This is a genomic window from Duganella caerulea (genome assembly GCF_040362985.1).
Lineage (GTDB): Bacteria > Pseudomonadota > Gammaproteobacteria > Burkholderiales > Burkholderiaceae_D > Rugamonas > Rugamonas vulcania.
Genome location: NZ_BPWJ01000006.1, coordinates 314,368 through 338,189, shown reverse-complemented (window position 1 = coordinate 338,189; position 23,822 = coordinate 314,368). Strand labels below are relative to the sequence as shown.

General features: G+C 60.5%; 26 protein-coding genes. 10 read left to right on the top strand and 16 right to left on the bottom strand.

What is annotated here, in order from left to right; all coding sequences use genetic code 11:
* Positions 1-50 precede the first annotated feature (50 nt).
* Positions 51-593, top strand: a complete 543-nt coding sequence (locus ACUJB0_RS20230) for an LptA/OstA family protein (protein ID WP_444846788.1) — start codon at positions 51-53, stop codon at positions 591-593.
* Here the strand turns inward: ACUJB0_RS20230 and ACUJB0_RS20225 are convergent.
* Positions 582-911, bottom strand: coding sequence for a hypothetical protein (locus ACUJB0_RS20225; protein WP_444846787.1), 330 nt, complete (start codon positions 909-911; stop codon positions 582-584). The genes ACUJB0_RS20230 and ACUJB0_RS20225 overlap by 12 nt on opposite strands.
* A 139-nt stretch (positions 912-1,050) precedes the next feature.
* Between ACUJB0_RS20225 and ACUJB0_RS20220 the strand changes: the two genes are divergently transcribed.
* The 3 genes from ACUJB0_RS20220 to ACUJB0_RS20210 are packed head-to-tail and all read left to right on the top strand — an operon-like array spanning position 1,051 to position 2,511.
* Positions 1,051-1,488: an antitoxin Xre/MbcA/ParS toxin-binding domain-containing protein gene (locus tag ACUJB0_RS20220; protein WP_444846786.1), complete on the top strand. Its 438-nt coding sequence runs from the start codon at positions 1,051-1,053 to the stop codon at positions 1,486-1,488.
* Positions 1,489-2,178: an RES family NAD+ phosphorylase gene (locus ACUJB0_RS20215; RefSeq protein WP_444846785.1), complete on the top strand. Its 690-nt coding sequence runs from the start codon at positions 1,489-1,491 to the stop codon at positions 2,176-2,178.
* A 3-nt stretch (positions 2,179-2,181) separates the two neighbouring features.
* Positions 2,182-2,511, top strand: coding sequence for a DUF2288 domain-containing protein (locus ACUJB0_RS20210; protein WP_444846784.1), 330 nt, complete (start codon positions 2,182-2,184; stop codon positions 2,509-2,511).
* Here ACUJB0_RS20210 and ACUJB0_RS20205 read toward each other — a convergent pair.
* On the bottom strand, positions 2,508-4,355 hold the full coding sequence (locus ACUJB0_RS20205) for a carbohydrate-binding module family 20 domain-containing protein (protein WP_444846783.1): 1,848 nt from the start codon (positions 4,353-4,355) through the stop codon (positions 2,508-2,510). The genes ACUJB0_RS20210 and ACUJB0_RS20205 overlap by 4 nt on opposite strands.
* 228 nt (positions 4,356-4,583) lie before the next feature.
* Between ACUJB0_RS20205 and ACUJB0_RS20200 the strand changes: the two genes are divergently transcribed.
* The 3 genes from ACUJB0_RS20200 (at position 4,584) to ACUJB0_RS20190 (ending at position 7,050) form a co-directional block, all read left to right on the top strand.
* Positions 4,584-5,270 (top strand): GntR family transcriptional regulator, encoded by a 687-nt coding sequence (locus tag ACUJB0_RS20200; protein WP_444846782.1) that lies wholly within the window; start codon positions 4,584-4,586, stop codon positions 5,268-5,270.
* 113 nt (positions 5,271-5,383) lie between these two features.
* Positions 5,384-6,310: a family 43 glycosylhydrolase gene (locus ACUJB0_RS20195; RefSeq protein ID WP_444846781.1), complete on the top strand. Its 927-nt coding sequence runs from the start codon at positions 5,384-5,386 to the stop codon at positions 6,308-6,310.
* Entirely contained in the window at positions 6,310-7,050 is a 741-nt protein-coding gene (locus tag ACUJB0_RS20190; protein ID WP_444846780.1) for a hypothetical protein, read from the top strand. The genes ACUJB0_RS20195 and ACUJB0_RS20190 overlap by 1 nt, the downstream gene beginning before the upstream one ends.
* Here the strand turns inward: ACUJB0_RS20190 and ACUJB0_RS20185 are convergent.
* From ACUJB0_RS20185 to ACUJB0_RS20175, 3 genes are all read right to left on the bottom strand, one after another.
* Complete coding sequence (locus tag ACUJB0_RS20185; RefSeq protein WP_444846779.1) at positions 7,026-8,387, bottom strand: 8-oxoguanine deaminase; 1,362 nt, start codon at positions 8,385-8,387, stop codon at positions 7,026-7,028. The genes ACUJB0_RS20190 and ACUJB0_RS20185 overlap by 25 nt on opposite strands.
* A gap of 75 nt (positions 8,388-8,462) precedes the next feature.
* Positions 8,463-9,821 (bottom strand): nucleobase:cation symporter-2 family protein, encoded by a 1,359-nt coding sequence (locus ACUJB0_RS20180; RefSeq protein ID WP_444846778.1) that lies wholly within the window; start codon positions 9,819-9,821, stop codon positions 8,463-8,465.
* 181 nt (positions 9,822-10,002) lie between these two features.
* A complete protein-coding gene (locus ACUJB0_RS20175) occupies positions 10,003-10,902 on the bottom strand; it encodes a LysR family transcriptional regulator (protein ID WP_444846777.1) in 900 nt (299 codons plus the stop codon).
* Positions 10,903-11,020: 118 nt separating this feature from the next.
* On the opposite strand from ACUJB0_RS20175, the gene ACUJB0_RS20170 reads away from it, so the two are divergent.
* Positions 11,021-11,566: a carboxymuconolactone decarboxylase family protein gene (locus ACUJB0_RS20170; RefSeq protein WP_444846776.1), complete on the top strand. Its 546-nt coding sequence runs from the start codon at positions 11,021-11,023 to the stop codon at positions 11,564-11,566.
* A gap of 25 nt (positions 11,567-11,591) precedes the next feature.
* Positions 11,592-12,224: a pyridoxamine 5'-phosphate oxidase family protein gene (locus tag ACUJB0_RS20165; RefSeq protein ID WP_444846775.1), complete on the top strand. Its 633-nt coding sequence runs from the start codon at positions 11,592-11,594 to the stop codon at positions 12,222-12,224.
* A 3-nt stretch (positions 12,225-12,227) separates the two neighbouring features.
* On the opposite strand, the gene ACUJB0_RS20160 is transcribed toward ACUJB0_RS20165, so the two are convergent.
* The 8 genes from ACUJB0_RS20160 to ACUJB0_RS20125 form a co-directional block, all read right to left on the bottom strand.
* The gene (locus ACUJB0_RS20160; RefSeq protein ID WP_117010320.1) at positions 12,228-12,683 is read right to left on the bottom strand and encodes a YbaK/EbsC family protein; all 456 of its coding nucleotides are present in this window, start codon (positions 12,681-12,683) and stop codon (positions 12,228-12,230) included.
* Positions 12,684-12,729: 46 nt separating this feature from the next.
* The gene (locus tag ACUJB0_RS20155; protein ID WP_444846774.1) at positions 12,730-13,803 is read right to left on the bottom strand and encodes a DUF4272 domain-containing protein; all 1,074 of its coding nucleotides are present in this window, start codon (positions 13,801-13,803) and stop codon (positions 12,730-12,732) included.
* A gap of 54 nt (positions 13,804-13,857) precedes the next feature.
* A complete protein-coding gene (locus tag ACUJB0_RS20150) occupies positions 13,858-14,589 on the bottom strand; it encodes a hypothetical protein (protein WP_444846773.1) in 732 nt (243 codons plus the stop codon).
* A gap of 8 nt (positions 14,590-14,597) precedes the next feature.
* Positions 14,598-15,437: an aldo/keto reductase gene (locus tag ACUJB0_RS20145; RefSeq protein WP_444846772.1), complete on the bottom strand. Its 840-nt coding sequence runs from the start codon at positions 15,435-15,437 to the stop codon at positions 14,598-14,600.
* Between the two features lie 65 nt (positions 15,438-15,502).
* Positions 15,503-15,907, bottom strand: a complete 405-nt coding sequence (locus ACUJB0_RS20140) for a hypothetical protein (protein ID WP_444846771.1) — start codon at positions 15,905-15,907, stop codon at positions 15,503-15,505.
* A gap of 163 nt (positions 15,908-16,070) precedes the next feature.
* Positions 16,071-16,442, bottom strand: a complete 372-nt coding sequence (locus ACUJB0_RS20135) for a hypothetical protein (protein ID WP_444846770.1) — start codon at positions 16,440-16,442, stop codon at positions 16,071-16,073.
* 184 nt (positions 16,443-16,626) lie between these two features.
* A complete protein-coding gene (locus ACUJB0_RS20130) occupies positions 16,627-16,977 on the bottom strand; it encodes a hypothetical protein (RefSeq protein ID WP_444846769.1) in 351 nt (116 codons plus the stop codon).
* Position 16,978: 1 nt separating this feature from the next.
* Entirely contained in the window at positions 16,979-21,805 is a 4,827-nt protein-coding gene (locus ACUJB0_RS20125; protein WP_444846768.1) for a hemagglutinin repeat-containing protein, read from the bottom strand.
* Between the two features lie 289 nt (positions 21,806-22,094).
* Here ACUJB0_RS20125 and ACUJB0_RS20120 point away from each other — a divergent pair, with 289 nt between their 5' ends.
* On the top strand, positions 22,095-22,238 hold the full coding sequence (locus tag ACUJB0_RS20120; RefSeq protein ID WP_444846767.1) for a hypothetical protein: 144 nt from the start codon (positions 22,095-22,097) through the stop codon (positions 22,236-22,238).
* Between the two features lie 97 nt (positions 22,239-22,335).
* On the opposite strand, the gene ACUJB0_RS20115 is transcribed toward ACUJB0_RS20120, so the two are convergent.
* The 3 genes from ACUJB0_RS20115 to ACUJB0_RS20105 form a co-directional block, all read right to left on the bottom strand.
* Positions 22,336-22,695 (bottom strand): immunity 8 family protein, encoded by a 360-nt coding sequence (locus ACUJB0_RS20115; protein WP_444846766.1) that lies wholly within the window; start codon positions 22,693-22,695, stop codon positions 22,336-22,338.
* Positions 22,696-23,188: 493 nt separating this feature from the next.
* The gene (locus tag ACUJB0_RS20110) at positions 23,189-23,596 is read right to left on the bottom strand and encodes a hypothetical protein (RefSeq protein WP_444846765.1); all 408 of its coding nucleotides are present in this window, start codon (positions 23,594-23,596) and stop codon (positions 23,189-23,191) included.
* A gap of 17 nt (positions 23,597-23,613) precedes the next feature.
* Positions 23,614-23,763: a hypothetical protein gene (locus ACUJB0_RS20105; RefSeq protein ID WP_444846764.1), complete on the bottom strand. Its 150-nt coding sequence runs from the start codon at positions 23,761-23,763 to the stop codon at positions 23,614-23,616.
* Positions 23,764-23,822 lie beyond the last annotated feature (59 nt).

Genomic DNA, 23,822 nt, shown 5'->3' with positions numbered 1-23,822 from the left:
CCGCCCCCGCCGCGGTCTGCTAATGTGCGCTTTTTCCTGGGGGGGCACTTATGAGACTTCTGCTGCTAGCGCTGGCTTTGACACTTCCGACTCTCGCCACGGCGGAACGAGCCGACCGATTCCAGAAAACCGTCATTTCCTATGATGGCGAGATGCATTACGACACCATCAAGGGCATCAGCAAGTTCAGCGACCATGTCGAGGCATCGAAAGGCACTCTGCTGATTTCGTCGGATTTCCTGACGGCGGCGCAGTCGCCCGAGGGGGACTATCTCTACACCGTCACCTCGCTCAAAGACAACCTCGCCAGGTTCAAGCAGAAACAGGATGCTTCGAATGACAAATGGGTCAACGGCGAAGGGAAAACAATGGCGTACCGGGAGAAGGACGACTTGCTCACGGTCGATGGCAATGCTGAAGTCAAGATCATCGAAAACGGCAACGTTACCGGCGTCGCGACAGGCGCGAAAATCACCTATGACGCCCGAACCGAACAGATCTTCGTGAAGAGCGCGGGCGACGCGGCGGCCCCTGCCAAGAAAACGCGCGCCATGCTGGTGCTGATGCCAAAAGCGGACCCGCTAAGCAAGTAGGTACCACACCGCTGCAGCCAAATATAAAGAATAACAAGTGACGGTCGATATGGCGAACCATCGCGGCGTCGGCGAAGCCGATTTCAAGGAGACTGGGCTGTGAAGCTTCTTCCGTAGCGCCATCACTTCATCCGTGGCGATAAGAAAATACATAATGGAAGCTCCAAAATGATAGAGCGTCGATGGCTCCGCACCCGCACGGGCTTGCTCAATGCCAACAAATAATTGATAGGACCCAACACTCACGAAAAATAGTTTCCAAAGAAAATAAAATATCGATCTTCGGTATTTGGAAACTTTCACGATCTTTGAAGTCATGGTTGACCCTCCCGCCTTAATGATAGAGCTTATTGATTGTGAAATCTTCACAAAATGTCACGCACGCTAGAGGCCAGGTTGATTCCCGGTTGCTATCCATCCGAAAAAGGAGTATAACTACTCCAACAACGGAGGATTTATGAATCTTACCTACGCTTACCCCCGCAGCCGCTTCGAGCCAACCGTGCTGGTCGACCTGAACGCCAAGGCCGAACGCGAACGGCTGTCCAAGGCTGCCCTCAAGGGCTTTTTCAAGCTGGCCGCCGCCTGGAAACTGCGCGACGACGACGCCCGCGAACTGTTGGGCGGCATTTCCAGCAGCGCCTACTACGAGTGGAAAAAACACCCGGAACGCACGCTGGAGGTGGACTGCATCACCCGCATCTCCTACCTGCTGGGTATCTACAAGGCGCTGCACATCCTCTACGGCGACAAACTCGCCGACGAGTGGATGGGCCTCGCCAACACCAACCTGATTTTCGGCGGCCGCACACCGCTCGCCTATGTCGCCGCCGGCGGACTGCCCGCCATGCAGATCGTGCGCCAGTTGCTGGACGCGCGCCGCGGAGGTCTGTAAGTGCCGGTCAGCCTGATACCACCCTTAACCACGCTGCGCCAGTTCGACACTTGCCGTTTGCTGCCCTCGCGCTTCGCCGACATGGAAGACTCGGTCCTCGCGCCCCTCGCCGATAACGAGCAGGATCTGCACGATTTGTTTGATCTGGATAACGCCACCAACGCGCGCCTGCAGGCGCAGAATGGCAACGCCACCGGCATCACGATGGATGAACTGGTGTTCGGCGTGCCGAACTTCCGCATCGTCAACGCCGCCTTTACCTACGCCCGCCCTGAAGGCAGCCGCTTCAACGGCGGCACGCGCGGCGCATGGTACTGCGCCTTCAACGTTGAAACCGCGCTGGCCGAAGTGAGCTTCCACAAAGCCGTCGAATACGCGGAGATCAACCGCTTCGACGACAGCGTGCAGTACCAGACCATGCTGGCCGATTTCACCGCCCCGTTCCATGACCTGCGCGGGCAACTGCGCTACCTCGGCTGCCTGGCGCCGGACAGCTACATCGAATCGCAGCTGCTGGCGGAACGCCTGCTGGAAGGCGGCTCGCTGGGCATCATCTATCCGAGCGTGCGGCTGGACGGCGGCACCAACCTGGCCTGCTTCCGCCCTGCGCTGGTGGGCAATGTTCGCAAAGGCGCGGTGTATCGGTTAACATGGCGGGGTAGCCCTGTACCGATCATCGAACTTATCTGAATCATGCAAACCAAACCTGAAAACGACACCGACCTGCGTCTCAAAGTAAACCGCGAGACCGCGCGCCTGCCATGGACCGAACTGCTCAAGCATTTCGCGGCCGGCACCGTGGTGTGGGTCGCCAATTCGCTGGACCTGGTCGACGTGGCCGTGCGCATCTCGCACGACGACAAGGCCAACATCACCCAGTGGATGAACGCCGGCCTGCTCGCCAAAGTCAGCGACGAGCAGGCGGCGACCTGGCTGGAGACCAACGCCGAACTATGGGCGGTGGTGGTCAGCCCCTTCATCCTCGTCCAGCAGGAAAAGGCCGTTCCAGCCAGCGTGCATTAAAACTGGAAGCTGCCCGCGTCGAGGGTGACCGAGCCGCCGCAAGCCGGCGTGGTCGCCTCGCGATTGCCGCTGGCGGTGGACTGGTTACTCTCCCATACGGTGCTCACGCCGTACTTCATGAACTTGTACTGGATCGCCGTTGACGGCGGCAACTGGAAGGTGCGCGACCACGGCACGTTGGCGCCACTGCCTTCGATGTTGAGTTGATCGCTCGCACCCGGTGTCCAGTTGCCCAGCTCCGCACGATTACCCACCACGTACACGTTCTGCCCCACCACCGTATTCGCATTCGCCACGCGGAAGGTCACCGGCACCGTGGTGCAGGTACCGCCACCGCCGCCGCCCACCTTCTGGTTGACGTGCAGCGCCACCGCAGGCACGGTCGCGCCGCCGTTGGCCGGGATGCTCACACTGATCATGCCGTTGCTGCCGACGGTGACGCTGTCGCTGGTGCAGCCCGTGCCGGCGGCGTTCAACTGGCCGTGCACCACATTGCAGTAAGTCCCCGCAGGCAGCAGCGTTTGCAGCGATGCGTTCCAGGCCGCGTACTCGTTATTGATCGCGACGAAGCCCTTGGCGCCGCGTCCGAACGCGATCTGGTTGGCGGTGCCGTTGGTGAAGTAGTCCACACCCTGCCCCGACGTAACCGCGCGGAAGGCGACCATGTTGGAGATGTCGCCCCAGCGATGGATGAAGTCCCACTGCTGGTTGATCAGCGGGTTGCCGCTGGCGTCGAACGGGCTGGCACTTGGCGGGGCCTGGTCGTAGTTGGTGAAGCGGAAGCCCGAGTGCAGCTGCGCAGATCCGTAAGGCCACGCCAGCATGAAGATGTTGGCCAGGTCGTAGCGCTTGGTGCCCTGCGTGTCGTTGGTGGTGCCGGAGACGTAGTTGCTGGCGACCAGAGAGCTGCCATTGCGCTCCGTGTCCCAGTTGTTGACGAAGACGGTCGCCTTCTCGCTCGGCACGAAGCCCCAGGTGCCGCCCCAGTTGCCGGGCGTGCCCATGATGGCGCGCACCTGCGACAGGCTGGCGCCGTTCTCGTTGCGGAACATGGCCTTGAGCGCGAAGGTGTACTGGAACTCGTTCAACGTGCCGACGCTGTAGTAGTCCGAGCGCATCACGTTACTGTCCGGGATCACCTCCTGCGTGATCCACAGCGCCTCGCCGGCCTTGGTGGTGTGCGTGACGCCGCCCATGATCGCCTGCAGGTCGCTCGGCTGCATATGCTTGGCCGCGTCGAAGCGCACGCCGTCCACGCCCATGTTGATCAATTTGGCCAGGTAGGTCTGGACCTGGCCCTGCACGTAGGCGCCGTCGGTCTTCAGATCCGGCAGACCGCTCAGGCGGCAGAACATCACGTTGTAGCGATTGCCCGGCGAGCCGTAATCACTGCCGGCGATGTCGCAGGCCGGATGAAAATCGCTGGAGCTGAAGAAAGGATAGGCCAGTGTGGACGAATTCCACGTCGAGCCATCGGTCGCGGTGCCGGAACCGGCGGCCAGATGGTTGACCACCACGTCCGCATACACGCGCACCTTGGCGGTGTGGCAGGTGTTGATCATGGTCTGGAACTCGGCCTCGGTGCCCATATTGCTCTTCAGCGAGGCGAAGTTCACCGGCTGGTACACATCCCACCACGCACCCAGGCTGGCGGAGGCCTGCGGGGGCGATACCTGCACCGCGCCAAAGCCCTGCGGTCCGAGCCAGTTGGTGCACTCCTTGGCGATGTCGTTCCACTTCCAGCGGAACATCTGCACCGAGGTGTCGGCGGGGTTGAATGCGGCGTGTGCGGGTGCCAGGGCGCAAGCGCCCAGCAGGCCGGCGGCCAATAGGGTTTTCTTCATTTTTCGTCTCCGTGTCGTTTTATTTGTATTTTGGGAAATACTGCAGCCCAGATAAAATGTAGCAGAACTACAGTAAACAACAAGCGAAATACGATTCAACTTTTCACAATCCCCCATAGGAACCGCTTCCATAGTCGCTTTTCACGACACAGATGTAATGCGATTACCTCTCCAATACTGCGGTATCATGGGACGAAAAAACGACACTACAGAATTCAAAGCCACTACATGTCCATCACCCAGCCCGCCGAAAGCGCCAACGACATCGCCACCCATCTCGCCGAAGCCATCGCGGCGCGCAAGCTGCCGCCGGGGACCAAGCTGCGCGAGGAAGCGCTGTGCCGCCTGTATTCGGTCAGCCGCACCAAGATCCGCGCGGCGCTGCTGATACTGTCAAAGGACAAGCTGATTAACATGGTCCCCGACAAGGGCGCCATGGTGAGCCAGCCCAGCGAACAGGAGTCGCGCGAGATCTTCGCCACGCGCCGCATCATCGAGGCGGCGCTGGCGCGCGAGTTCACCGCCAAGGCCAAGCCGGCCGATTACCGGAAGCTGGAGAAGCATTTGAAGGAGGAACGCAGCACGCTGTCGCAAGTGCCGTCGAAGATGCGCCAGCAGCTGCTGGGCGATTTCCACGTGCTGCTGGCGGACGTCGTGGGCAACCAGGTGCTGAAGGAGATCGTGCGCGAGCTGGTGGGCCGCAGCTCGCTGATCACCATGCTGTATCAATCGGAGCGCGACGCCGCCTGCTCATCCGACGAACACGCGGCCTTCCTGGCGGCGGCCCGCTCGGGCGATGCCGACAAGGCGGCGGAGCTGATGCTGCACCACCTGAGCCACGTGGAAGCGGCGCTCAATTTCGACATCAACGCCAACCCGGCCAAGCGGGACCTGGTCTCCGCGCTGCTGATTTAACAATACGGATCGGGATATCGGCTGACGACAATAATTCATTGGACGCCCCCTCGCACCTGCCGCAACATGAAATCCTGCATGGGCAGACACAAAACCTATAAAGCGAGACGACAATGACTAAAAAGCTACTCAAGAAATGTGCGGCGGCGGCAGCCATCGCGCTGTGCGCCGCCGGTGTTCAAGCCTCCACGTGGACGCTAACCGGCGACCTCGTTACGCACGACCCCAGCGTCTACAAGGAAAACAGCACCTGGTGGATCACCGAAACCAGCGACAACGGCATTGGCGTCAAGTTTTCGGCGGACGGCCACGCATGGAAGCAAGGCGTGAGCATCTTCGGCAACGGCCTGTCGTGGTGGGGCCAGTACAATAACAATTCCAAGACCGTCTGGGCGCCGGACATCCACGTCTGGAACGGCAAGGCGATCCTTTACTACGCGGTATCCACGTTCGGCTCGCAGAAATCGGCCATCGGCCTGGCCACCGCCAGCAGCATCGCAGCGGGAAACTGGACCGACAAGGGCGTGGTGCTAAGCTCCGCGCCTGGCAATAACTTCAACGCCATCGATCCCAACTTCTTTGTCGACAAGGCCGGTCAACCGTGGCTGTCGTTCGGTTCATTCTGGACCGGCATCTACACCACGCGGGTCGACGCGAACACGCTCAAGCCAATCGGCAGCTGGTTCCATCTCGCATCCGACAGCACCGGCATCGAGAACTCGTTCATCATGGCGAACGGTTCGTATTACTACCTGTTCGTCTCCAAGGGCAAGTGCTGCGCGGGCGCCAACAGCACCTATCATATTTCGTATGGCCGCTCGACCAGCGTGACCGGCCCCTATCTCGACAAGAACGGCGTCGACATGCGCAACGGCGGCGGCACCACACTCGATGCCGGCGGCGGACGCTTCATCGCGCCCGGTGGCGAGTCGGTGTCCAATGGCGTGATGGTGCGGCACGAACTGGATAGCCAGAACAACTACAACGGCGTCCTGTTCATCAACGACCTGACCTTCAGCGGCGGCTGGCCTACCTACTGATGAAGGCTGCGGCGACTATCGCGGCGCTGGCGGCAACCGCCCTGCTCACGGCGTGGGCGTGGCGGGAGCCGCAAGCGCCCGATTCGCCGTCGGCGGAGCGTAAGGCAGCTCCGCTGCCGGCAAAGTCCTGCGCCGCCGATCCGCACGCCGCCTGCGCGGACGCCGGCGAGGCCCGGCGGGCCGCGCGCCACTGGCTGGATGTGCCAACCGGCGAAGGCAACGCTCCCCCTGGCCTGTCACTGACCGACGACCAGCAACTCATCCCCGACTTCGCGCTGCACCAACTGATGGATCGTTTTCTGCTGGCCCACAGCGCCGGCGGCGGAATGCAAGCGCTGACGGAACACCTGCGGCGCGCGCTGCCGGCAGCGGCAGCCAATGAAGCGATCCAGATCGCCGCCCGCTATCAAGCCTACCTGACCGCCCACGACGAACTGCTGGCGGCGCAACACTTCACCTCCGCGAGCGCCGCATCGCAGGACCTGAACCGCATCAGCAGCTGGCAGCAGCAACGCCAGCAACTACGCGTCCGCACGCTCGGCGAGCGGATTACGCTGGAATGGTTCGGCACCGACGATGCTTATCTGGAGCAGGCGCTCGAAGAACAACGCCAGCGCAGCGAAGGCCGGCCGCCTGCAGCTGACGCCGAGCCGGCGGACCAGGCGGCACACGACCTGCACATGCGGCTGGCCCTTGACCAGGCCATCACCAGCTATCAGGCGGCAGCCAAGGCCAATTGATGCGCCAGCGCGTTATGGCGTTCGATCACCACCGGCAGGTCGATGGTACACAGCACGCCATCGCGCACCACCACCTTGCCGTTGATGATGCTGTGCGAGACATTCGGCGGCGTGCAGAACACCAGTGCCGCGACCGGATCGTGCAGCGCGCCGGCGAAGCCTATCGTATCGAGCTTGAACATCACGATGTCCGCCGCCATGCCCGGCTTGAGCGCGCCGATGTCGTCGCGGTTCAGCACCTTGGCGCCGCCCAGCGTGGCCATCTCCAGCGCCTGGCGTGCGGTCATCGCATCCGGACCGAAGCCCACGCGCTGCAGCAGCATCGCCTGCCGCACCTCGCCCATCATGTGGCCGGAATCGTTGGAGGCGCAACCGTCCACGCCCAGGCCGACCGGGACGCCGCTGTCGAGCATCTTGCGGATCGGCGCGATGCCGGAGGCTAGGCGCATGTTCGAACAAGGACAGTGCGCGATGCCAGTGCCGGTGCGGCCGAACATGTAGATGCCATCGTCGTCCAGCTGCACGCAGTGCGCGTGCCAGACATCGCGCCCCACCCAGCCGCAGTCCTCGGCGTATTCGGCCGGCGTCATGTTGAACTTCTCGCGGCTGTAGGCGATGTCGTTCGCATTCTCGGCCAGGTGCGTATGCAGCGACACGCCGAAATTGCGGGCCAGCGCCGCCGCTTCCTTCATCAAATCGCGCGACACCGAAAACGGTGAGCATGGCGCCACCACGATGCGCTGCATCGCGTAGCGGCCGGCGTCATGGTAGGTCTCGATGAGTCGCTGCGTGTCCTTGAGGATGGCGCCCTCCTCTTCCACCACGCGGTCCGGCGGCAGGCCACCTTTGGACTGGCCGACGCTCATTGAACCGCGAGCGGCGTGGAAGCGCATTCCGATCTTGCCGGCCGCCTCGATGCTGTCATCGAGCTTGCAGCCATTGGGGTAGATGTACAGATGGTCGCTGCTGGTGGTGCAGCCGGAAAGGATCAATTCCGACATCGCCGCCAGCGTCGACACGTTGACCATCTCCGGCGTCAGGTTGGCCCAGATTGGATACAGGTTGGTCAGCCAGTTAAACAGTTCGCCGTTCTGCGCGGCGGGGATCACGCGCGTGAGGCTTTGGTACATATGGTGGTGGGTGTTGACCAGGCCGGGCATCACCACATGGTTGGCCGCGTCGATGATCTCGTCGGCCTGCTGCGGCAGATCGGCGCTGGGGCCGACTTGTTCGATCACGTTGTCCCGGATGTAGACGGCGCCGCCGGCGATTTCACGACGCTCGTCATCCATCGTCACCAGCACGCGCGCATTTATGATCAGTAGGGTTTTAGTCATTTTCTATAAGGGCTAAACACTGCGGAAACAATGCGCGGGCACTGCGGAAACAGTAGGGTTGATATCAAACGTATTTTAAGCCGCTTCACGCTCCGAGGTCAGAAAAGCCTGCGGGACGTCTTCTTCCTCATCGTCGTCGTTCAATTCCAGCGGACGTTCGGGCAGCACCAGGTTCAGGGCCACGGCCACCAGCGCACCGACGGTGATGCCGGAGCCGAAGACTTCCTTGACGAAGGCCGGCAGCTTGGACAGCAACTCCGGCCGCACCGTCACCGCCAGGCCGCAACCGATGGCCACCGCCATGATGATGCCATTGCGCTTGGTGTGCTCGACGTGGCTCAACAACTGCACGCCGGCCGAGATGATCATCGCGAACATCATCAGGCCCGCGCCGCCCAGCACCGGCTGCGGTATCGTCACCACCACCGCGCCCAGGATCGGGAACAGGCCGGCCAGGAACAGCATCACGCCGGTCAGCGCGACCACGTGGCGGCTTGCCACGCCGGTCAGCGACACCACGCCCACGTTCTGCGCGAAGGTCGATACCGGAGGGCTGGACAACAGCGCCGCGAAGGCCGAACCGACGCCGTCGCACAGGATGCCGCGCGCCAGCGTCTTGCCGCGCATTTTAGTGTCGGTGGCGGCGCCCAGCGCCATGAAGGTGCCGGTGGTTTCCACCATCGTGACCAGATAGGCGATCGCCATCGCGACCACGCCGGCCACCGGGAAGGTCATGCCGTAATGGAGAGGCTGGGGCAGCGCGAAGACCTGCGCGTTCCGCACCTGCGAGAAGTCGATCATGCCCATCGAAACGCACAACAGGTAGCCGATGAACATGCCGATCACCACCGCAGCGGCGGATACAATCCCTTTGCCGAATTGGACCAGCATGATGACCGTGACCAGCACGAAGGCGGCGATGCCGAGGTTGAGCGGAGAGCCGTAGACCGCGCCCGGCGCATGGCCGCCCGCCGCCCAGTCCACCGCCACCGGCACCAGCGACAGACCGATCATCGTCACCACCACGCCGGTGACGGCGTGCGGGAACAGCTTGCGGATCTTCGGCATGAAGCAGCTACCGACGATCATCACCACCGAAGCCGCCAGCGATGAACCGAGTATCGCCGGAACGCCATGTTCCAAACCGATGCTGATGGCCGCGCCGACGAAGGCGAAGCTGGTGCCCATCACGCAAGGAAGCCTGATGCCGATTGGACCTATGCCTTTGCACTGCACCATGGTGACAATGCCCGAGCCAAGCAAGGCGGCGTTGATCAGGGTGATGATCTGGTCGGCCGGCAGCTTGAGCGCCGCGCCCACCACCAGCGGCACGGCGATGATGCCGCCCAGCGCGGCCAGCATGTGCTGGGCCGCCAGCAATACGGTTGTGAATAGGGGTGGCCGATCCTCGACCTGAAATAACAAGTGATTCATAAACGCGTCTCCGTCTGTCTTTTTTTATGGGCGTTACTTTGCAACTACAACCCGCACGGGCTGCCCTTAACCGTGCGTAGAAAGGATGCTTAGCAACGCAACAGCTCGTGACCGACGCGTTTATTGACGACGATATTGCGCCTCGCCGGATACATTGTCAACGAATTTTGTATACAATTTTTTATCGAAGCGCGGCGTCCCCGCGCAGTGTGGCGATGGCCAGGTCGAGGAAGGCGCGCAGTTTGCGGGACGAGTGGCGGCCTTCGTGATGCACCACGCTGACCGGCACCGGCGCGGGTTCGCAGTCGCTCAAGACGGCGACCAGGCGGCCATTGGCGAGATACGGCGCGGCCATGTAGGACAGCACACGGGTCATGCCGAAGCCGGACAGCGCGGCGCGCAAGGCGGCGTCGTTGCTGGTGCTGCTCATCCGGGGATGGACCTTCACCACTTGCGTCTTGCCCTCGCATTCGAAGCGCCAGTCGTTGGTGGCCGTGACGGCGGTCGCCGCGATCAGGTCATGGCCGGACAACTCCTGCGGCGTGGATGGCGTGCCGCGCGCAGCCAGGTATTGCGGCGACGCGCACAGCACCTGTCTCACCTGCCCCACGCCGACCGCCTGGTAGCTGGAATCGGGTAGCACGCCGATGCGGATCGCCGCGTCCACGCCTTCGTCCATCATGTTGACCACGCGGTCGAGGAAACGGCATTCGACGTCGGTTTCCGGGTAGCGCCGCAAGTACTCGGTGACGATGGGCGTGACGTACATCGCGCCGAACATCACCGAGGCCGTGATCACCAAACGTCCGCGCGGCGCGCCGTGGGCGCCTGCGGCGGATGTCTCGGTTTCCACCACGTCGGCCAGGATGCGGCGGCAGTCCGCGGCATAGCGCGCGCCGGTTTCCGTCAGCCGCACCACGCGCGTGGTGCGCAACAGCAGGCGCACGCCCATGCCCTCCTCCAGCTCCGTCACGGCGCGCGTGACCACCGGCGGCGATATCTTCAGCTTGCGGGCGGCGGCGGCAAACCCGCCTTCGTCGACGACAGCCACGAAGATGGCCATGGCGGAGAGCTTGTCCATATTATTCCTGTTTTAGAAATAGTTCATTGCATATTTAACGGATTCTCATTATCCCTCTTATCGATGAAACTGCAAGTGTTCGCTGAACAAACAACCCACAACCCAAAGGAGCAACACCATGACCCGTATCGCCACCATCGAAAACGCCACCGCCAACGCCGAACAAAAAGCCCTGCTGGACGCCATCCAGGGCCAACTGGGCATGGTGCCCAACTTCCTGAAAGTATTCGCCAATTCGCCGGTCGCGCTGCGCGCCTTCCTCGGCCTGCACGGCGTGGCCAACGACGGCTCGCTGAACGCCCTGACCCGCGAACGCATCGCCCTGGCGGTGGCACAGCAGAACAGCTGCGAATACTGCGTGTCCGCGCACACCGCCATCGGCCGCAAGACAGGCCTGAGCGGCGACGAGATGAGCGCCGCCCGCATCGGCACTAGCGCCGATGCGCAAGCGGCGGTGGCGGTGAAGTTCGCGCAAAGCCTGATGGAGAAAAAAGGCGAGATCAGCGCCGTCGAACTGGCGGAGATCCGCAACGCGGGCTACAGCGAATCGGATATCGTGGAGATCATCACCCACGTCGCCATGAACTTCCTGACCAATATCCTGGCCAAGGCCAGCCGGGTCGAGATCGACTTCCCGAAAGTCGAACTGAAAATCGCAGCCTGATTCCAACCAAAACGGGGAGCCCATCATGGGACGTGCATATTCCGACATCACCTTCACGCCTGCGGTACGCGAAGTTCAGGAGAACATGGGAAGCCGCGCCAGATATGGGTTCCTCGACCGGATGGAAGAACGGCAGGACAGCCTGGGGAAACGGGAGATCGCCTTCATCGAAGAGCGCGACCATTTTTACCAGGCCACCGTCAACCAGGACGGATGGCCGTACGTGCAGCATCGCGGCGGGCCGGCGGGCTTCCTGCGCGCGCTCGATGCGAAGACGCTGGCCTTCGCTGACTTTCGCGGCAACCTGCAGTATCTCAGCGTAGGCAACCTGAAAACGGACGACCGCATCTCGATGATACTGGTCGACTATGCGGAGCAAGTCCGACTGAAGATCATCGGCCGCGCACGCACCGTTGAAGCGGCGGACGACCCGGCGTTGATGGAGCGGCTGAGGATGCCGGGTTACGCAGGCCGCATCGAACGGGCCTTCATCATCACCGTGGAAGGCTACGACTGGAACTGCCCGCAGCACATCACGCCGCGATATACCGAGCAGGAAATTGGCGCCATGACGTCGCCTCTGTATGCGCAGATCCGGCGCCTGCAGGAACAAGTGGAGGTGCTCACCGCGCCGAAAGCCAATCCGCCAGCGCCGTAGCCGTCAGCAGACGTCCACCCACTGCCCTTGCGTGACGGTCGCCAGCAGAGCGGGCGTGATCCGTACCATACTGTTGGTGGAGCCGGCGGCAGGCAGCACTTCATCGAAGTTGCTCAGCGAATGATCGAGATAGACCGGCAGCGCCTGCGCAAGGCCGAACGGACAAACGCCGCCGACAGGATGGCCGGTGGCTTCCGCCACTTCGTCCGGCGGCAGCATCTTCCCCTTGCCAAAGGCCTCCTTGAATTTGCGGTTGTCGATGCGCGCCACGCCGCTGGCCACCAGCAAAATCACGCGCCCTTCGGCGACGCGGAACGCCAGCGTCTTGGCGATGCGGCCCGGCTCCACCCCGTGCGCCTCGGCCGCCAGCGCCACCGTGGCGGTGCTGACTTCCAGTTCTACAATGGGAAGATCAAGATCACGGGCGAGGAAGAATTCACGAACAGATTGCAGGCTCATAGACTTATGCTGGACAGTTTTTATCAGCCTGCAGTGTAGCAGCAGGTCAGGTCGGTGTGTCGACGTCGTCCCAATCGCGGTCCTCGAAATGCACCAGCCAGTTCAGCGCGTGGTGTCGTTCCTGCAGCACGCCGTCGTTCAGCGCTGCGGGAGCGGCGGTTTTCTTCAAGATCGCCTGGCGCGTGGCCCAGTGCTGGCGGTAGTGCAGGTCCAGCGCATCCAGAATCTCCGCCGCCGGACGCATGGCCAGTTGCTTGCGCAGGCCTTCGGTGCCGCGCTCGATGACGGTGCGCGAGATGGCCGCCACGTCGCAGATCGCGTCGGCGAACGGCAGCGCCTCCTGCAGGCCAAGCGCCCATTGCAGCACGAGGATGGCTTCATAACGCCACAGGAACTGGGTGGTCTCCTGCTCCGTAGGCGCTTCCTGCGCGAGGAAGGCGCGCTCCGCGTCGGTCAGACCGGCGAAGGCAGGCGGGAAGCGCTTTTTCAGATCCTCGACGGCGATGGCATGGCCGCCCGTCAGCGACTCGGCGCGGATCGCGACCACGAACAGCGCCAGCATCCGGCGCAGCACATCCTCCGGCGTGCGCAAGCGCAGTTCCGGCTCGGAGACCAACGGCGGCAGCGTGGCCGGTACCGCGATCTTGCGGGCGGCAAGCAGCTCGTCGGAGCGCGCCTTGCGCTGCCAGGCCTGCGGTGGATACGGAACCACGGCTTGCGGATCGCCGTCGTTGCCGGATGCTGGCAGCAGCACGCGCCCTTGCGGATCGCGCACGCTGCCGTCGGCCATGAAGACGATGGCGTTTGCCGCCTCCGCCCATACGGCAAAGCCGTCCATCGCGCCCTCCTCGATGGACAGGCTGACATGCTGGCGCACGCGCTGCACATGGCGGATCACGTGGTACCGCACCTGCGTCATCTGGCCCGCTCCGGCCTGGGCCAGATAGTTCATGAAGCCGTTGAGGTGGGGCTGCAATTCAGGATCGGCCAGGTCGCGCCGTGCATTGAGCACGTGCGGGAAGCCGGGCTTGGGAACCTCGGCCATCGTGCAGTAGGCGTTGATCAGGATGTGGTGACTGGTGTCTTTGGCGGAGAACAGTTGCTTGATTCGGTTTAGCATGATGTGCTGGACAGTTTGACTGTCCAGCAGTGTAGCAGAGGCCACGTGCCGTCCTTACATGGCAGCCGACGCGAATTCATATTCGATCAGCGACTCGTCGTCCCAGCTGGTGTCGGCCAGAGGGGGCGCGAACACGTTTTTCTTCTTTGCGATGAACGGCAACGTTTGACGTCGATCTCCGGAGACCAGCGTCACGCCGGTCGCGTTCAATGGCGCCTGATAATTCAGCTGTACACTCTTGATATGGCAAATACCGCCGCCCAGCGCGAGCCCGTTACGGATCAGGAAAGACAGTTCGTCCTTATTGACAGCCCAGGCGATCTCGCACTCCATGCGCAAATCGCCCAGGCGACGCGCGTTGGCCGGCACGCCGGGCGTATGGATATCGCCGCGCCAGCGCAACAGGCTTTTCTTCTTGTTCGTGACAAGGTCCGCCTTGTCGTCGATCGCGGCCTGGATGCGCGGCAGGACGAAGGTGCCATCCGCTGCGACAGGAACGTTTTCGGACGTATTGTCGCCTGCGATGCGCAGCGTCACGCCATCCACCGATCCGCCGGGCGCGGCCGACACCAGCTTGAATTTCATCGGCGCGGCGGGCGCGTAATGACGGTGCTCCTCGAATGCGTCCACGCCTTTCAGCATGACCTTGTAGGATTTCAGTTCAGGGTTCTTTACACCGCCCACTTCAACCACTTGCGGCGCCTCGGCATCGGCCGCCGGGACTTCCTGTGCGCAGGCGCCGGCACAAGCCAGCAGCATGCTTAAACAAAGCAGTTCGTGTTTCATAGGTCCTTTTAACGCATGTCGAGCGCGCGGCTCCGGCGGGGTGGCGGAAATGCCCGATCCAGCGCGGCCAGATCCTGCGGGGAGAGTTTGATATCGGCGGCGGCGCGGTTGGCGCGCACATGCACGGGATCGGTGGCCTTGGGGATGGCGATCACGCCGTCCTGGTGCAGCACCCAGGCCAGCGCGATCTGCGCCGGCGTGACGCCATGGGCGTGGGCGACGGCATGCAGGCCAGGATTATCCAGCAGCGCGGCCTGTTCGCGGCCGTGCGACTCCAGCGGCGAGTAGGCCATCAACGGCATGCCCTGCTGGCGGCACCACGGCAGCAGATCGAACTCGATGCCGCGCTTGCACAGGTTGTACAGCACCTGGTCGGTGGCGATGGCGCCGCAGCCGACGGCGTCCTGCATGCTTTCGAGGTCGAAGTTGCTGACGCCGTAGTCCTTGATCTTTCCGGCTTTCTTGAGCGCCTCGAAGCCGTCGACGGTTTCGTCCAGCGCGAAGTGGCCCTGCCAGTGCAGCAGGTAGAGATCGAGGCAATCGACCTTCAGCCGGCGCAGGCTGCGCTCGCACGCGGCCTGCGTGCCTTCGAAGCTGGCGTTGTGCGGATAGACTTTGCTGACCAGGTAGACCTCGTCGCGGCGGCCGGCGATCGCCTCGCCCACCACTTCCTCGGCGCCGCCCTCGCCATACATTTCGGCGGTGTCGATCAGCGTCATGCCGAGGTCCAGGCCCAGCTGCAGGGCGCGGACTTCATCGCGCTTGCGGGCGGCTTCCTCGCCCATGTTCCAAGTGCCCTGGCCCAGCGCAGGAACAGTCGATCCCGAAGGGAACTTCACAGTTTTCATCGCGGCACCCGCCGTTAAAAAATGTATGGTATCCCCAACCATGCTTTTTAAGCAAATGAGCAGGCCTATTTGAATTCGAATCGAACGTCCTTGATGATTTGAACTTTACCCCAGCGGAAGTTGCAAACGCGCGCGACTTCGATCTGGTCCTTGCTTTCGGGGACGCAGCCGCCGACGATGCTGACCGGGTTGCCGCCCTGGCGCGACAAGGGGAATTCGATGGTCGGCCCATCGAGCAATTTATGCTCCAGTTGCACCGACTCGGCGTAGTCATCGACCAAGGCGGCGATCAAGACCTTGTCCGCCTTCAGTGTGTACAGGTCATGCTGGAACGCCGCGCCGGGAAGCAGGCACATTTCGAAAACCGTCTTTTCGGCGGTCTGCGTCTGACACTGCGCTGGTTCGCTGGCGTGGGCGGTTTGGATCACGCAGGTGGCAATTGCCACGGTGAGGTATTTGATTTTTTTCATTTTGGTATTTTCTTTTTATGTTCGCCAAACATGCTGGTGCCACTGGACAGTGGCCCGTACAGCGGTGGGCGGCAGCTAGAGGCTGAAATATCGACGCGGTTTAATCTCTCAGGCAGATAGGTCCTTCGTGCCTCTGGGCCACATAACGTCGCCGGCCCTAGTTTTAAATCAAATCAAGCCCATAAAGTCTTATTATTTCAGATATCTCTTGCCTGTAAGAGGGATGAGCTACAGAATAAGCCTCCAATGTCTCACGAAGAGCCTTATAAAATGTTTCGCTATCATAGATCAGCTCCTCCTCATCCAAACAACTTATTTCCTTATCGGCCCAGACCCTAAAACCATGACCTACTACAACATCCTCCGAGTATTCAATCTCCCAACCCGGATCGCCCCCGAAGCCCTTTTCCGCCACCAAGACTCTTTTAAGGAAATGGTCTACCGGACGGTTACTGTACGGAGCAATAATCCACATTAGGACCTTATAAAGCAGATGCTCCTCTGAAGCAATTCCATCCAACTTCGCCCATTTCATTTAAATTCCTCTAATGTAGTCCTGCATCACTAAAATTCCCTCCGCGCTCTCTAAGACTATCCGACAACAGTAATTCGGCAGTATCCCGCATCAATTCCTTTCGGACCAAGGGCTATCGTTTTTTATTTGACAATTTATTGATTTAATTTTCACGATATTCATTTCTTTTTTCGTACCAAACCCATCAAACCAGCTTCAAAATAGATAGATCATATAAAAAATCATTTCTCTCATCTGGCGGCAAATCATTCGCGATATCATGCAATCTCGTTCCAGCAGAAAATTCTGAAATTTTTTGATAGTGATACAATGCAGACTTCGTCAATCGCCCAGATGCCAGAACCAATACCAATACTTCCAGCATTATTTTCTCAATTGGCAGATGAAACGCATCGGAATACTGATCATACGCATATCCCAGTTCGTGCTCACCTTCTTCCCACTGGCTTCCACTAAACATCTTCTCGCGGCAATATACATAATAGCAATCCAATAACCAGGTGCGAATTTCGTAGTAAGTAATTCTATCACGCATGCTATTTACCATTCTTGGGAGGATTTAATACAACCCCATCATTATCCATTACTTTCAGTGAAATATTAGGATATTTCGCCTGGAATTTTTCAATGATATTTGAACAACTAGTACAAGGTTCGCGTTCAGTTAGCAGGATGACAGAGCCTTTTGCAGAAGTATTATTCCCAAGCCTGTCTGCAATATTGTTCAGTATCTTAGCTTCCGAATCCGGTCCTCGGTGTATCAGCTCACCGGCCGCATTAGGTACCGACGTACTAGCAAACGTTTCAGTAGTCTTACCGACGAAACCCAATTCTAGCTGCTTTGCAGTTGGAACATCGATTCTACTGGAAGCAACCATCTGGTTTGGTAATCCAGGGATATCGATCTGAGCAATCCCCATATTGCCGCCTGTCCTAGCGCTCGACGGAAGCTGCAAGCGCAACTCCTTAATTTGCTGCACCAAAGAAACAGCACTAATGCTTTCAGTAACAGCAGATCCTGCCAGCGCTCTTGATGGATTCCCCAAAAGCATTAATGCTAAGGACTTATCAGTATTACTTACTGACTGAATCGCTCCTCTCACCAGTTCTTCTCTAGTAATACCCGATCCTAAGTCAATAATTTGCTGATTTATAATTTTAACGCTACCAGGGTCATCCTGATATAAGACAGCTGCCTTTTCAAGTGCATTAACAGCTTCAGCAATTGCATCGAATTTAGCTGCGCAATTATTAGTGCATGGTTTACCAAGGAATTCTACGGCTTTGGTAACCGCTCTACTTGCTGCCTCTCCAGGTGTTTTTGGACCAAAGCGCGCAGCCATCTCAGGGGTCCACGAATTGTCTACATTCCCATTTAGGAATGGACTAGCCCGCTCAGCGGCTGTGGCAATAAATAGGCCACTCGACTTATTTTCAGATAAATACTGTAACGCGAATATATCGCTTTTCCCGCCTATTTGAGCAGCATTATCAACCACAGCATATCCGGCCGAAAGCAGACGTTGATATGCATCCTCTGCTGAAATGCTATCTCCAGTTTTATCTAGCAGATATTTTTGATACTTCTTAGCATTTTCTTTTGCCCATTGACGCTCATCGGGATGTAATTGCCGATTATTGGTGTCCGTGGCGAGCGACGCCGCTCCGCCTGCAGCACCTCCCACAGCAGTACCTATCCCAAGTGCCGTGGTTTCCGCCAAACCCTGCGAAATTGCTTTGGCTAATTCTGGACTAACACCTTGCGCCAATAATGCGTCTCGGGCATTATTTTGCAATTGATCCAGTAATTTTGCGGAATCAGCTACTACACCAGCACCCAAGGCACCATTCAGCCCACCAGTCAAGCCACCGCTTACGGCGTGCAGCGCTACGCGATAAGCACCACCCTCATCCCATTTTCCGGCCTCGTCCAGCAGTGATTTTTTCCTCACCTCGTCGTTTTCTTGGGCTGCCTGCGCCTTGAGTGCGTCGCGCTGGTCGCCAGCATATTGAGCAATCGCCTTCGGCGCCTGCTTGCTGAACTCCTGCGTGATGGCGATCTGCGCGTCCACATCCTTCTGCAGTTGCTGGGCATCCCAGCCCTTGGTCAAGGCGCCGGCCTTAGCCGCGGCCGATTCCGTCGTCACGTCGCGGTCCACGCCGGCCACGGCTGTCGCGGCGTCCTTGCCGGTCGCCAGTTGTCTGGCCTGGTCGGTGATCGTGATCAGGCCGCCGCTGATGCCGCTTGCGGTCGTGCTGCCCTGGTCGCCACTGGCCGAACCGAAGCCGGCGCTCGCGCCGGGCTTGCCGTCAGCGGCTGCGGCTTTCTTCTGTTCGTCGGTCCACTTGTCGGTCTTCTCTTTGGGCGGGCTCTGATCGCCCAGCTTCCCGCTGATCGAGCCGGACAATGCAAAGCCGCCCGCGTCGTAGTGGTCCTTGTTCTGCAGGTCGCTCGACGTCAGGCTGCCGGTCATCAGCACATTGCTGCCCTGGTCGATGGCCTTCTGGCTGCTGCTCAACAGGCCGCCCTTCAGGTCGGTGTTGCCATTCACCGCCACCTGGAAGCCGCCGTCGCCGGCCTTGATGCCGCTTTGCTCCAGCACCGACAAGAAGTCGCCGTCCACATGCGACTTGCCGATGCTGCCGCTCACGGTGCTGGCGCCGTAGCACGCCGGCGGGATGCACAGGCTGGCGCTCAGGCCGGCGCTGCTTTGCTTGCTGTTGTACTTGCTGCTGTCCTGCAGGCTCTCGATGTTCAGGTTGCCGCCGATGTCGGCCACCACCGTCGGCGCCGCGATCACGCCGCCCTTGAGCGTGGTGTCGCCGCCGCTGTGCACGTTGACCTGGTTGCCGGCCGTGACGTGGCTGTTGGTGTAGCCGACGTCGTCGCCGTCGGCCTTGCCGCGCGCCTGGCTGACGGCCAGGTCGATCGTGAAGCCGTTCGACGTGCCGCCGATGCCGAAGCCGATGCCGATGCTGCTGCTACTGGAGCTGTTGGTGCTGTGCTGGCTGGCCGTGTTGCGCGCCGCCAGCAGGTTCACCTGGTTGTCCGCCGACAGGCTGACGTCCTGGCCGGCCTTGATGTCGCTGCCGATCGCCGTCAGGTTGCTGTCCTTGCCGGCGCCGGTCGCGTGGATGGTCACGTCGCCGCCGGCCGTGATGGTGGAGCCCACCGCCGTCTCGCTGGTGTGCACCACCGTGCTGTCGTTCTTCTGGTTGCCCAGGCTGATGCTGACCTTGATGCCGGTCTTCGTGACGGTGTCGTAGGCCTTGTACGCATCGACCAGGCTGCCCGCCGTGTTCAACGCCGCCAGTGCCTGCATGCGGCTGTCGCTGGTGTTCTTGGCCGCGCTGACCATGCTGTTCGCGCTCTTCAACGCATCCACCAACGGCACGCTGACGCTGCCGCCGATGGCGGTCTTGCTGTAGGTGCTGTGGTCGCTGCTGTTGGCGCTGTTCATGGCCGCGTTGATCAGCACGTCCTTGGCGCTGATGTCGATGTCGCCCTGGGGCGCCTTCACCTCGCTGGCGGTCTGCGTGTAGTGCTCGCCCGCCTTCAGGCTGACGTCCCCGCCCAGGCTGGCGATCTGGCTGCCCACCTGCGTCACGCTGGCGTTGGTGCCGTCGGTGGCGCTCTTGACCGTGCCGACCGCCGGCTGGAACGTCGTGCCGATCGAGCCCGACTTCTTGCTGCTGGTCGACGACGCGCCCGTGCTGCTGTTCTCGGCGCTGACGATGCTCAGGTTGCGTCCTGCGTCGATGGCGATGTCCTTGTCGGCCACCACCGTGCTGCCGCTGATGACCGTGTCGCGCCCGCTGCTGGCGCTGACGCTGCCGCCGCTGAGCACGCTGCCCACCTGCGTCACCGTATCGCTGTTGCGGGCCTTGGCCTCGTCGCTCTTGCTGTAGCCGAGCGCGCCGGAGGCAACGTTGAAGGAGAAGCCGCTGCGCTGGTGCTCCTCGCTATGCTTTTCACTGTCGGTCTGCTGCGCGCTGGACACCAGCAGGTCACGGCCGGCGGTCAGGGTCAACGCCCCGGTCGCGCTCAGATCGCTGCCACGGATGACAATGTCCTTGCCCGACTGTACCGTGACCGCGTCGCCGCTGACGCCGCTGCCCACCACCTTGCTGACGTTGCTGTAATCGGCCGAGGTGTTGCTGCTCTTCTTGAACGTGCTGCTCGATTCATCATGGTGCGCCAGGTCGGTCAGGTGGGTTTCCTGCACCTGCGTGATGCTGACGTCGCCGCTGGCCGTCAGCTGCACCTTGCCGCCGCCGGCCAGGTTGCTGCCGGCCAGCGCCAGGTTGCCCAGGCCGCTGTCGCCGGCCTTGACGGCCAGGTTGCCGCCGGCCGTCACCGACGCGCCGACCACGGTCTGGTCCTGATGGATCTCCTTGTCGTACAGCTTGCTGCCCGGATCGTTCTGCTTGCTGATGTTGACCTCGTTGACGACGGCCGCCAACGTCACGTCGCGTCCCGCCAGCAGCGTGCCGCTGCCGGTCGCGCCGATGGCCACCTGCGTGCCGCTCAGCTTGATGTCCTGGCCGGCCACCAGTTTCAGGTCGCCGCTGGTGGCGACTTGGCCGGTCTTGCAGGTGGCGCTGCTGTCTTTTTCCGTGTAGCCCGCCACCTGCGAGGCGTAGGTGCTGCCGGTCTGCAGCGCGTTGAAGCTGGCGTCGCGGCCCGCGCCGATGGCGACGCTGGCACCGGCGATGCTGCCACCGGTGTCGGTCACGTCGCGCCCGGCCTTGATCGTCAGCGCGCCGCCGGCCGCGATGCCGGCCTGGTTGGACAGCGTGGTGTAGCTGCCGCTGGTGTTGACGCTGGCGTATTCCTGCTTGACCGTCAGCGACTGGTTGATCACGTCGCGCCCGGCCTGCAGGTCCATGGCGCCGCCCTTGACGGTGCCGCCCTGGTTGACGATGTCCTGTCCGGCCACCAGCACCGTGCGGCCGTTGGCGCCGTCGATCAGGCCGCCACGGTTGACGATGTTGTCGGTGGTGCGGATGTCGACGCCGTCGCCGGTCACCAGCGCGCCGCTGGCCTTGACCGCGCCGGCGCCCGCGTGCGCCAGGTAGACCTTGGGCACCAGCACGTTTTCCACCGTGCCGTCCGGCAGGCTGACGGTTTCCGTTTCCATCCAGACGATGTCGCTGGTCAGGTGGCTGAACTGGTCGGCGCTCAATGCGATGCCGGGCCGCAGGCCGTATTGCTGCGCCACGCTGATGCCGCTGGTCAGCAACTCCTTGTAGCGGCTGTCGTCGCTCTGGCCGCCCGACGGCGCGCGGCCGGTCAGTTCGATCAGCTGGTCGCGCACCAGGCGCTGTTCATAAAAGCCGTCGCCGAGGCGCTTGTGCGTCACGGCCGGATCGGTGTCAAGCGCTTTCAGCAGATAGTCGCTGCTGACCCAGTCGCCGTGGTTGGCGAACTACGGACGGGTTTCGAACACATAGCTGCCGTTGGGGTTCGGATTCAGCAGCGACAGGCCGTTCGGCGCCACCTTGACCACCGCGCCACTGTTGGCGGCGTTCTGCGCCAGGCTGGCGCCGTGGCCGGTGCTGACGTCGCCCAGCGCCTTGCCGCCGGCGCAACCTGAGAATTCAACTTTTGTTTGACGTTACAGCACCTGGTCGACGAGCGCCCCGAGATGCATGTCGCCCAGGCTGAGCAGCAAGACATCGGCGCCGCTGTTGCTGATCTCTTGCGCGCCTAGGTTCAGGCTGGCGTGCGCGGCGATGACGCCGGTGCCGCTGTTGGCGATCTGGGCGGCGCCGATGCTGACCGTGTCGCCATAGACGCGGCCCGTGTCGAGCGCCTGGCCTGGGTGTCCATTTGCAGCGCGTGGGCGGCCGAAATCGGAACGGATCTAAACGTTTAAAGCAAAGGAAATGTTCACGGCTGATAATCCTCGAATTCCCAAGCGGCGAACCTAGCAATCTGGCGCGCAATGGCTAACCAATCATCGCCCTTGCAGCTTTCGACTCGGCGATCAATCTCAGCTTTAATCTCATCAAGATCATATTCAAATACAAACAGCATGTGGCGCCCCCAAATAGTCCTCTGCCGGCTGCGTTCACTTTTCAGCCATTCTGGCGTGCAAACAAACAGTCGAAAATCATCCGCCCCATCCCTATCTGTGATGCCTACTCTGAATTCAATCCACAAGCCGAAACATTCTGGGTCATCGGGCAAGTATGTATCCAGATCGATGGTTGCACTATCAAGCCATATTGATTTAACAATTGCTTTCATGGAGTCACATTCAAATGACCATTGTTGATCAAAGTCCCCGTTGGAGTTTGCCGACGAAATTTGCCTGCACCCCGGTCGTCGCAAAAGTCGAATTTTTGGGTTGCGGTGGTCCATAAATTCTTGTGCCATCCGCGCTTATCAAGCAGCCCGGATAAGCAGCCTGGTTGGTCACTAATCGAGCACCATCACTCACCCAAGCTTGGCCTAGTTGATTTGCCTCGGTCGCTGTCCCCGCTCCAATAGTAAAGTTCGGGTTTGGCGCCCCACTACCGTTCACTGCGTTCGCCAATCTAGGATCCTGCGCTGCAATGTTGGCAAGATTCTCACCAGTGAGCTGTCCCTTCCTCCCGGGCACAGTCGCAAGATTCGCAGTCCCGCCGGATGTTACCGGCGTTTGAACCGCACCTACACCGCCATCTAAGCCGCCAGGTGCTTTTGCCCCGCCAGCAGCGTCACCCGCGCCAGAACCGGGGTAGTTTTTCGAGGTGCCCTATTACACGTCGACCTCGACAACCGATTCCAAAGATTGTGGCATTTCAAGAAATCGACGCCAGCCCTCTAAAACGGTCTTCCACTCACTTAGCTTAAAATTCCCATCGGGCTGACCTATCCAATCTTCATTGATTTCAATATCAACTTGCACTCCGGTAGGTCTAATCGTGAGCGTAACGTCATTCCCCCCGGTCTCAATTTCAGCTTGAGTCCCGTTCTCAACGTCGCTGATATTTTTCAGAAGCCGATCACAATCATCGGTTCCTTGAGCGACAGAACTCAACACCTCACAAAGGTACTGGTTATAGCATTTCGCCGCTTCATCACCTAATGTCCTTGGTTGCCAATGAAATAATTGACCAAGTTTTGGATGAACTCCACCGTCCACATAAGAAAATCTAATTTTCATCGTTGCTCATTGTCGCTTTAAGGTTGATGTACTGGGTACACTGTCGTCCGCAGGGAAACAAAGCCTTCAACTTTTAACCAGAAGGTGTGAACGAGCTCCATTTTTCTCCATTTATAATCTTGTTCGGAGAATAAATCCGTTGCTTGCACAACATCCTTGTCATCCATATCACCTTCCTACCTTTGTTGTCTTTAGCGATGAGCCATGGTTTTATCCAAAATAATAG

Coding starts and splice junctions, on each gene's coding strand:
- ACUJB0_RS20230 (WP_444846788.1), top strand. CDS start 51: ATGAGACTTCTGCTGCTAGCGCTGGCTTTGACACTTCCGACTCTCGCC.
- ACUJB0_RS20225 (WP_444846787.1), bottom strand. CDS start 911: ATGACTTCAAAGATCGTGAAAGTTTCCAAATACCGAAGATCGATATTT.
- ACUJB0_RS20220 (WP_444846786.1), top strand. CDS start 1,051: ATGAATCTTACCTACGCTTACCCCCGCAGCCGCTTCGAGCCAACCGTG.
- ACUJB0_RS20210 (WP_444846784.1), top strand. CDS start 2,182: ATGCAAACCAAACCTGAAAACGACACCGACCTGCGTCTCAAAGTAAAC.
- ACUJB0_RS20205 (WP_444846783.1), bottom strand. CDS start 4,355: ATGAAGAAAACCCTATTGGCCGCCGGCCTGCTGGGCGCTTGCGCCCTG.
- ACUJB0_RS20200 (WP_444846782.1), top strand. CDS start 4,584: ATGTCCATCACCCAGCCCGCCGAAAGCGCCAACGACATCGCCACCCAT.
- ACUJB0_RS20195 (WP_444846781.1), top strand. CDS start 5,384: ATGACTAAAAAGCTACTCAAGAAATGTGCGGCGGCGGCAGCCATCGCG.
- ACUJB0_RS20190 (WP_444846780.1), top strand. CDS start 6,310: ATGAAGGCTGCGGCGACTATCGCGGCGCTGGCGGCAACCGCCCTGCTC.
- ACUJB0_RS20185 (WP_444846779.1), bottom strand. CDS start 8,387: ATGACTAAAACCCTACTGATCATAAATGCGCGCGTGCTGGTGACGATG.
- ACUJB0_RS20180 (WP_444846778.1), bottom strand. CDS start 9,821: ATGAATCACTTGTTATTTCAGGTCGAGGATCGGCCACCCCTATTCACA.
- ACUJB0_RS20175 (WP_444846777.1), bottom strand. CDS start 10,902: ATGGACAAGCTCTCCGCCATGGCCATCTTCGTGGCTGTCGTCGACGAA.
- ACUJB0_RS20170 (WP_444846776.1), top strand. CDS start 11,021: ATGACCCGTATCGCCACCATCGAAAACGCCACCGCCAACGCCGAACAA.
- ACUJB0_RS20165 (WP_444846775.1), top strand. CDS start 11,592: ATGGGACGTGCATATTCCGACATCACCTTCACGCCTGCGGTACGCGAA.
- ACUJB0_RS20160 (WP_117010320.1), bottom strand. CDS start 12,683: ATGAGCCTGCAATCTGTTCGTGAATTCTTCCTCGCCCGTGATCTTGAT.
- ACUJB0_RS20155 (WP_444846774.1), bottom strand. CDS start 13,803: ATGCTAAACCGAATCAAGCAACTGTTCTCCGCCAAAGACACCAGTCAC.
- ACUJB0_RS20150 (WP_444846773.1), bottom strand. CDS start 14,589: ATGAAACACGAACTGCTTTGTTTAAGCATGCTGCTGGCTTGTGCCGGC.
- ACUJB0_RS20145 (WP_444846772.1), bottom strand. CDS start 15,437: ATGAAAACTGTGAAGTTCCCTTCGGGATCGACTGTTCCTGCGCTGGGC.
- ACUJB0_RS20140 (WP_444846771.1), bottom strand. CDS start 15,907: ATGAAAAAAATCAAATACCTCACCGTGGCAATTGCCACCTGCGTGATC.
- ACUJB0_RS20135 (WP_444846770.1), bottom strand. CDS start 16,442: ATGAAATGGGCGAAGTTGGATGGAATTGCTTCAGAGGAGCATCTGCTT.
- ACUJB0_RS20130 (WP_444846769.1), bottom strand. CDS start 16,977: ATGCGTGATAGAATTACTTACTACGAAATTCGCACCTGGTTATTGGAT.
- ACUJB0_RS20120 (WP_444846767.1), top strand. CDS start 22,095: ATGTCGCCCAGGCTGAGCAGCAAGACATCGGCGCCGCTGTTGCTGATC.
- ACUJB0_RS20115 (WP_444846766.1), bottom strand. CDS start 22,695: ATGAAAGCAATTGTTAAATCAATATGGCTTGATAGTGCAACCATCGAT.
- ACUJB0_RS20110 (WP_444846765.1), bottom strand. CDS start 23,596: ATGAAAATTAGATTTTCTTATGTGGACGGTGGAGTTCATCCAAAACTT.
- ACUJB0_RS20105 (WP_444846764.1), bottom strand. CDS start 23,763: ATGGATGACAAGGATGTTGTGCAAGCAACGGATTTATTCTCCGAACAA.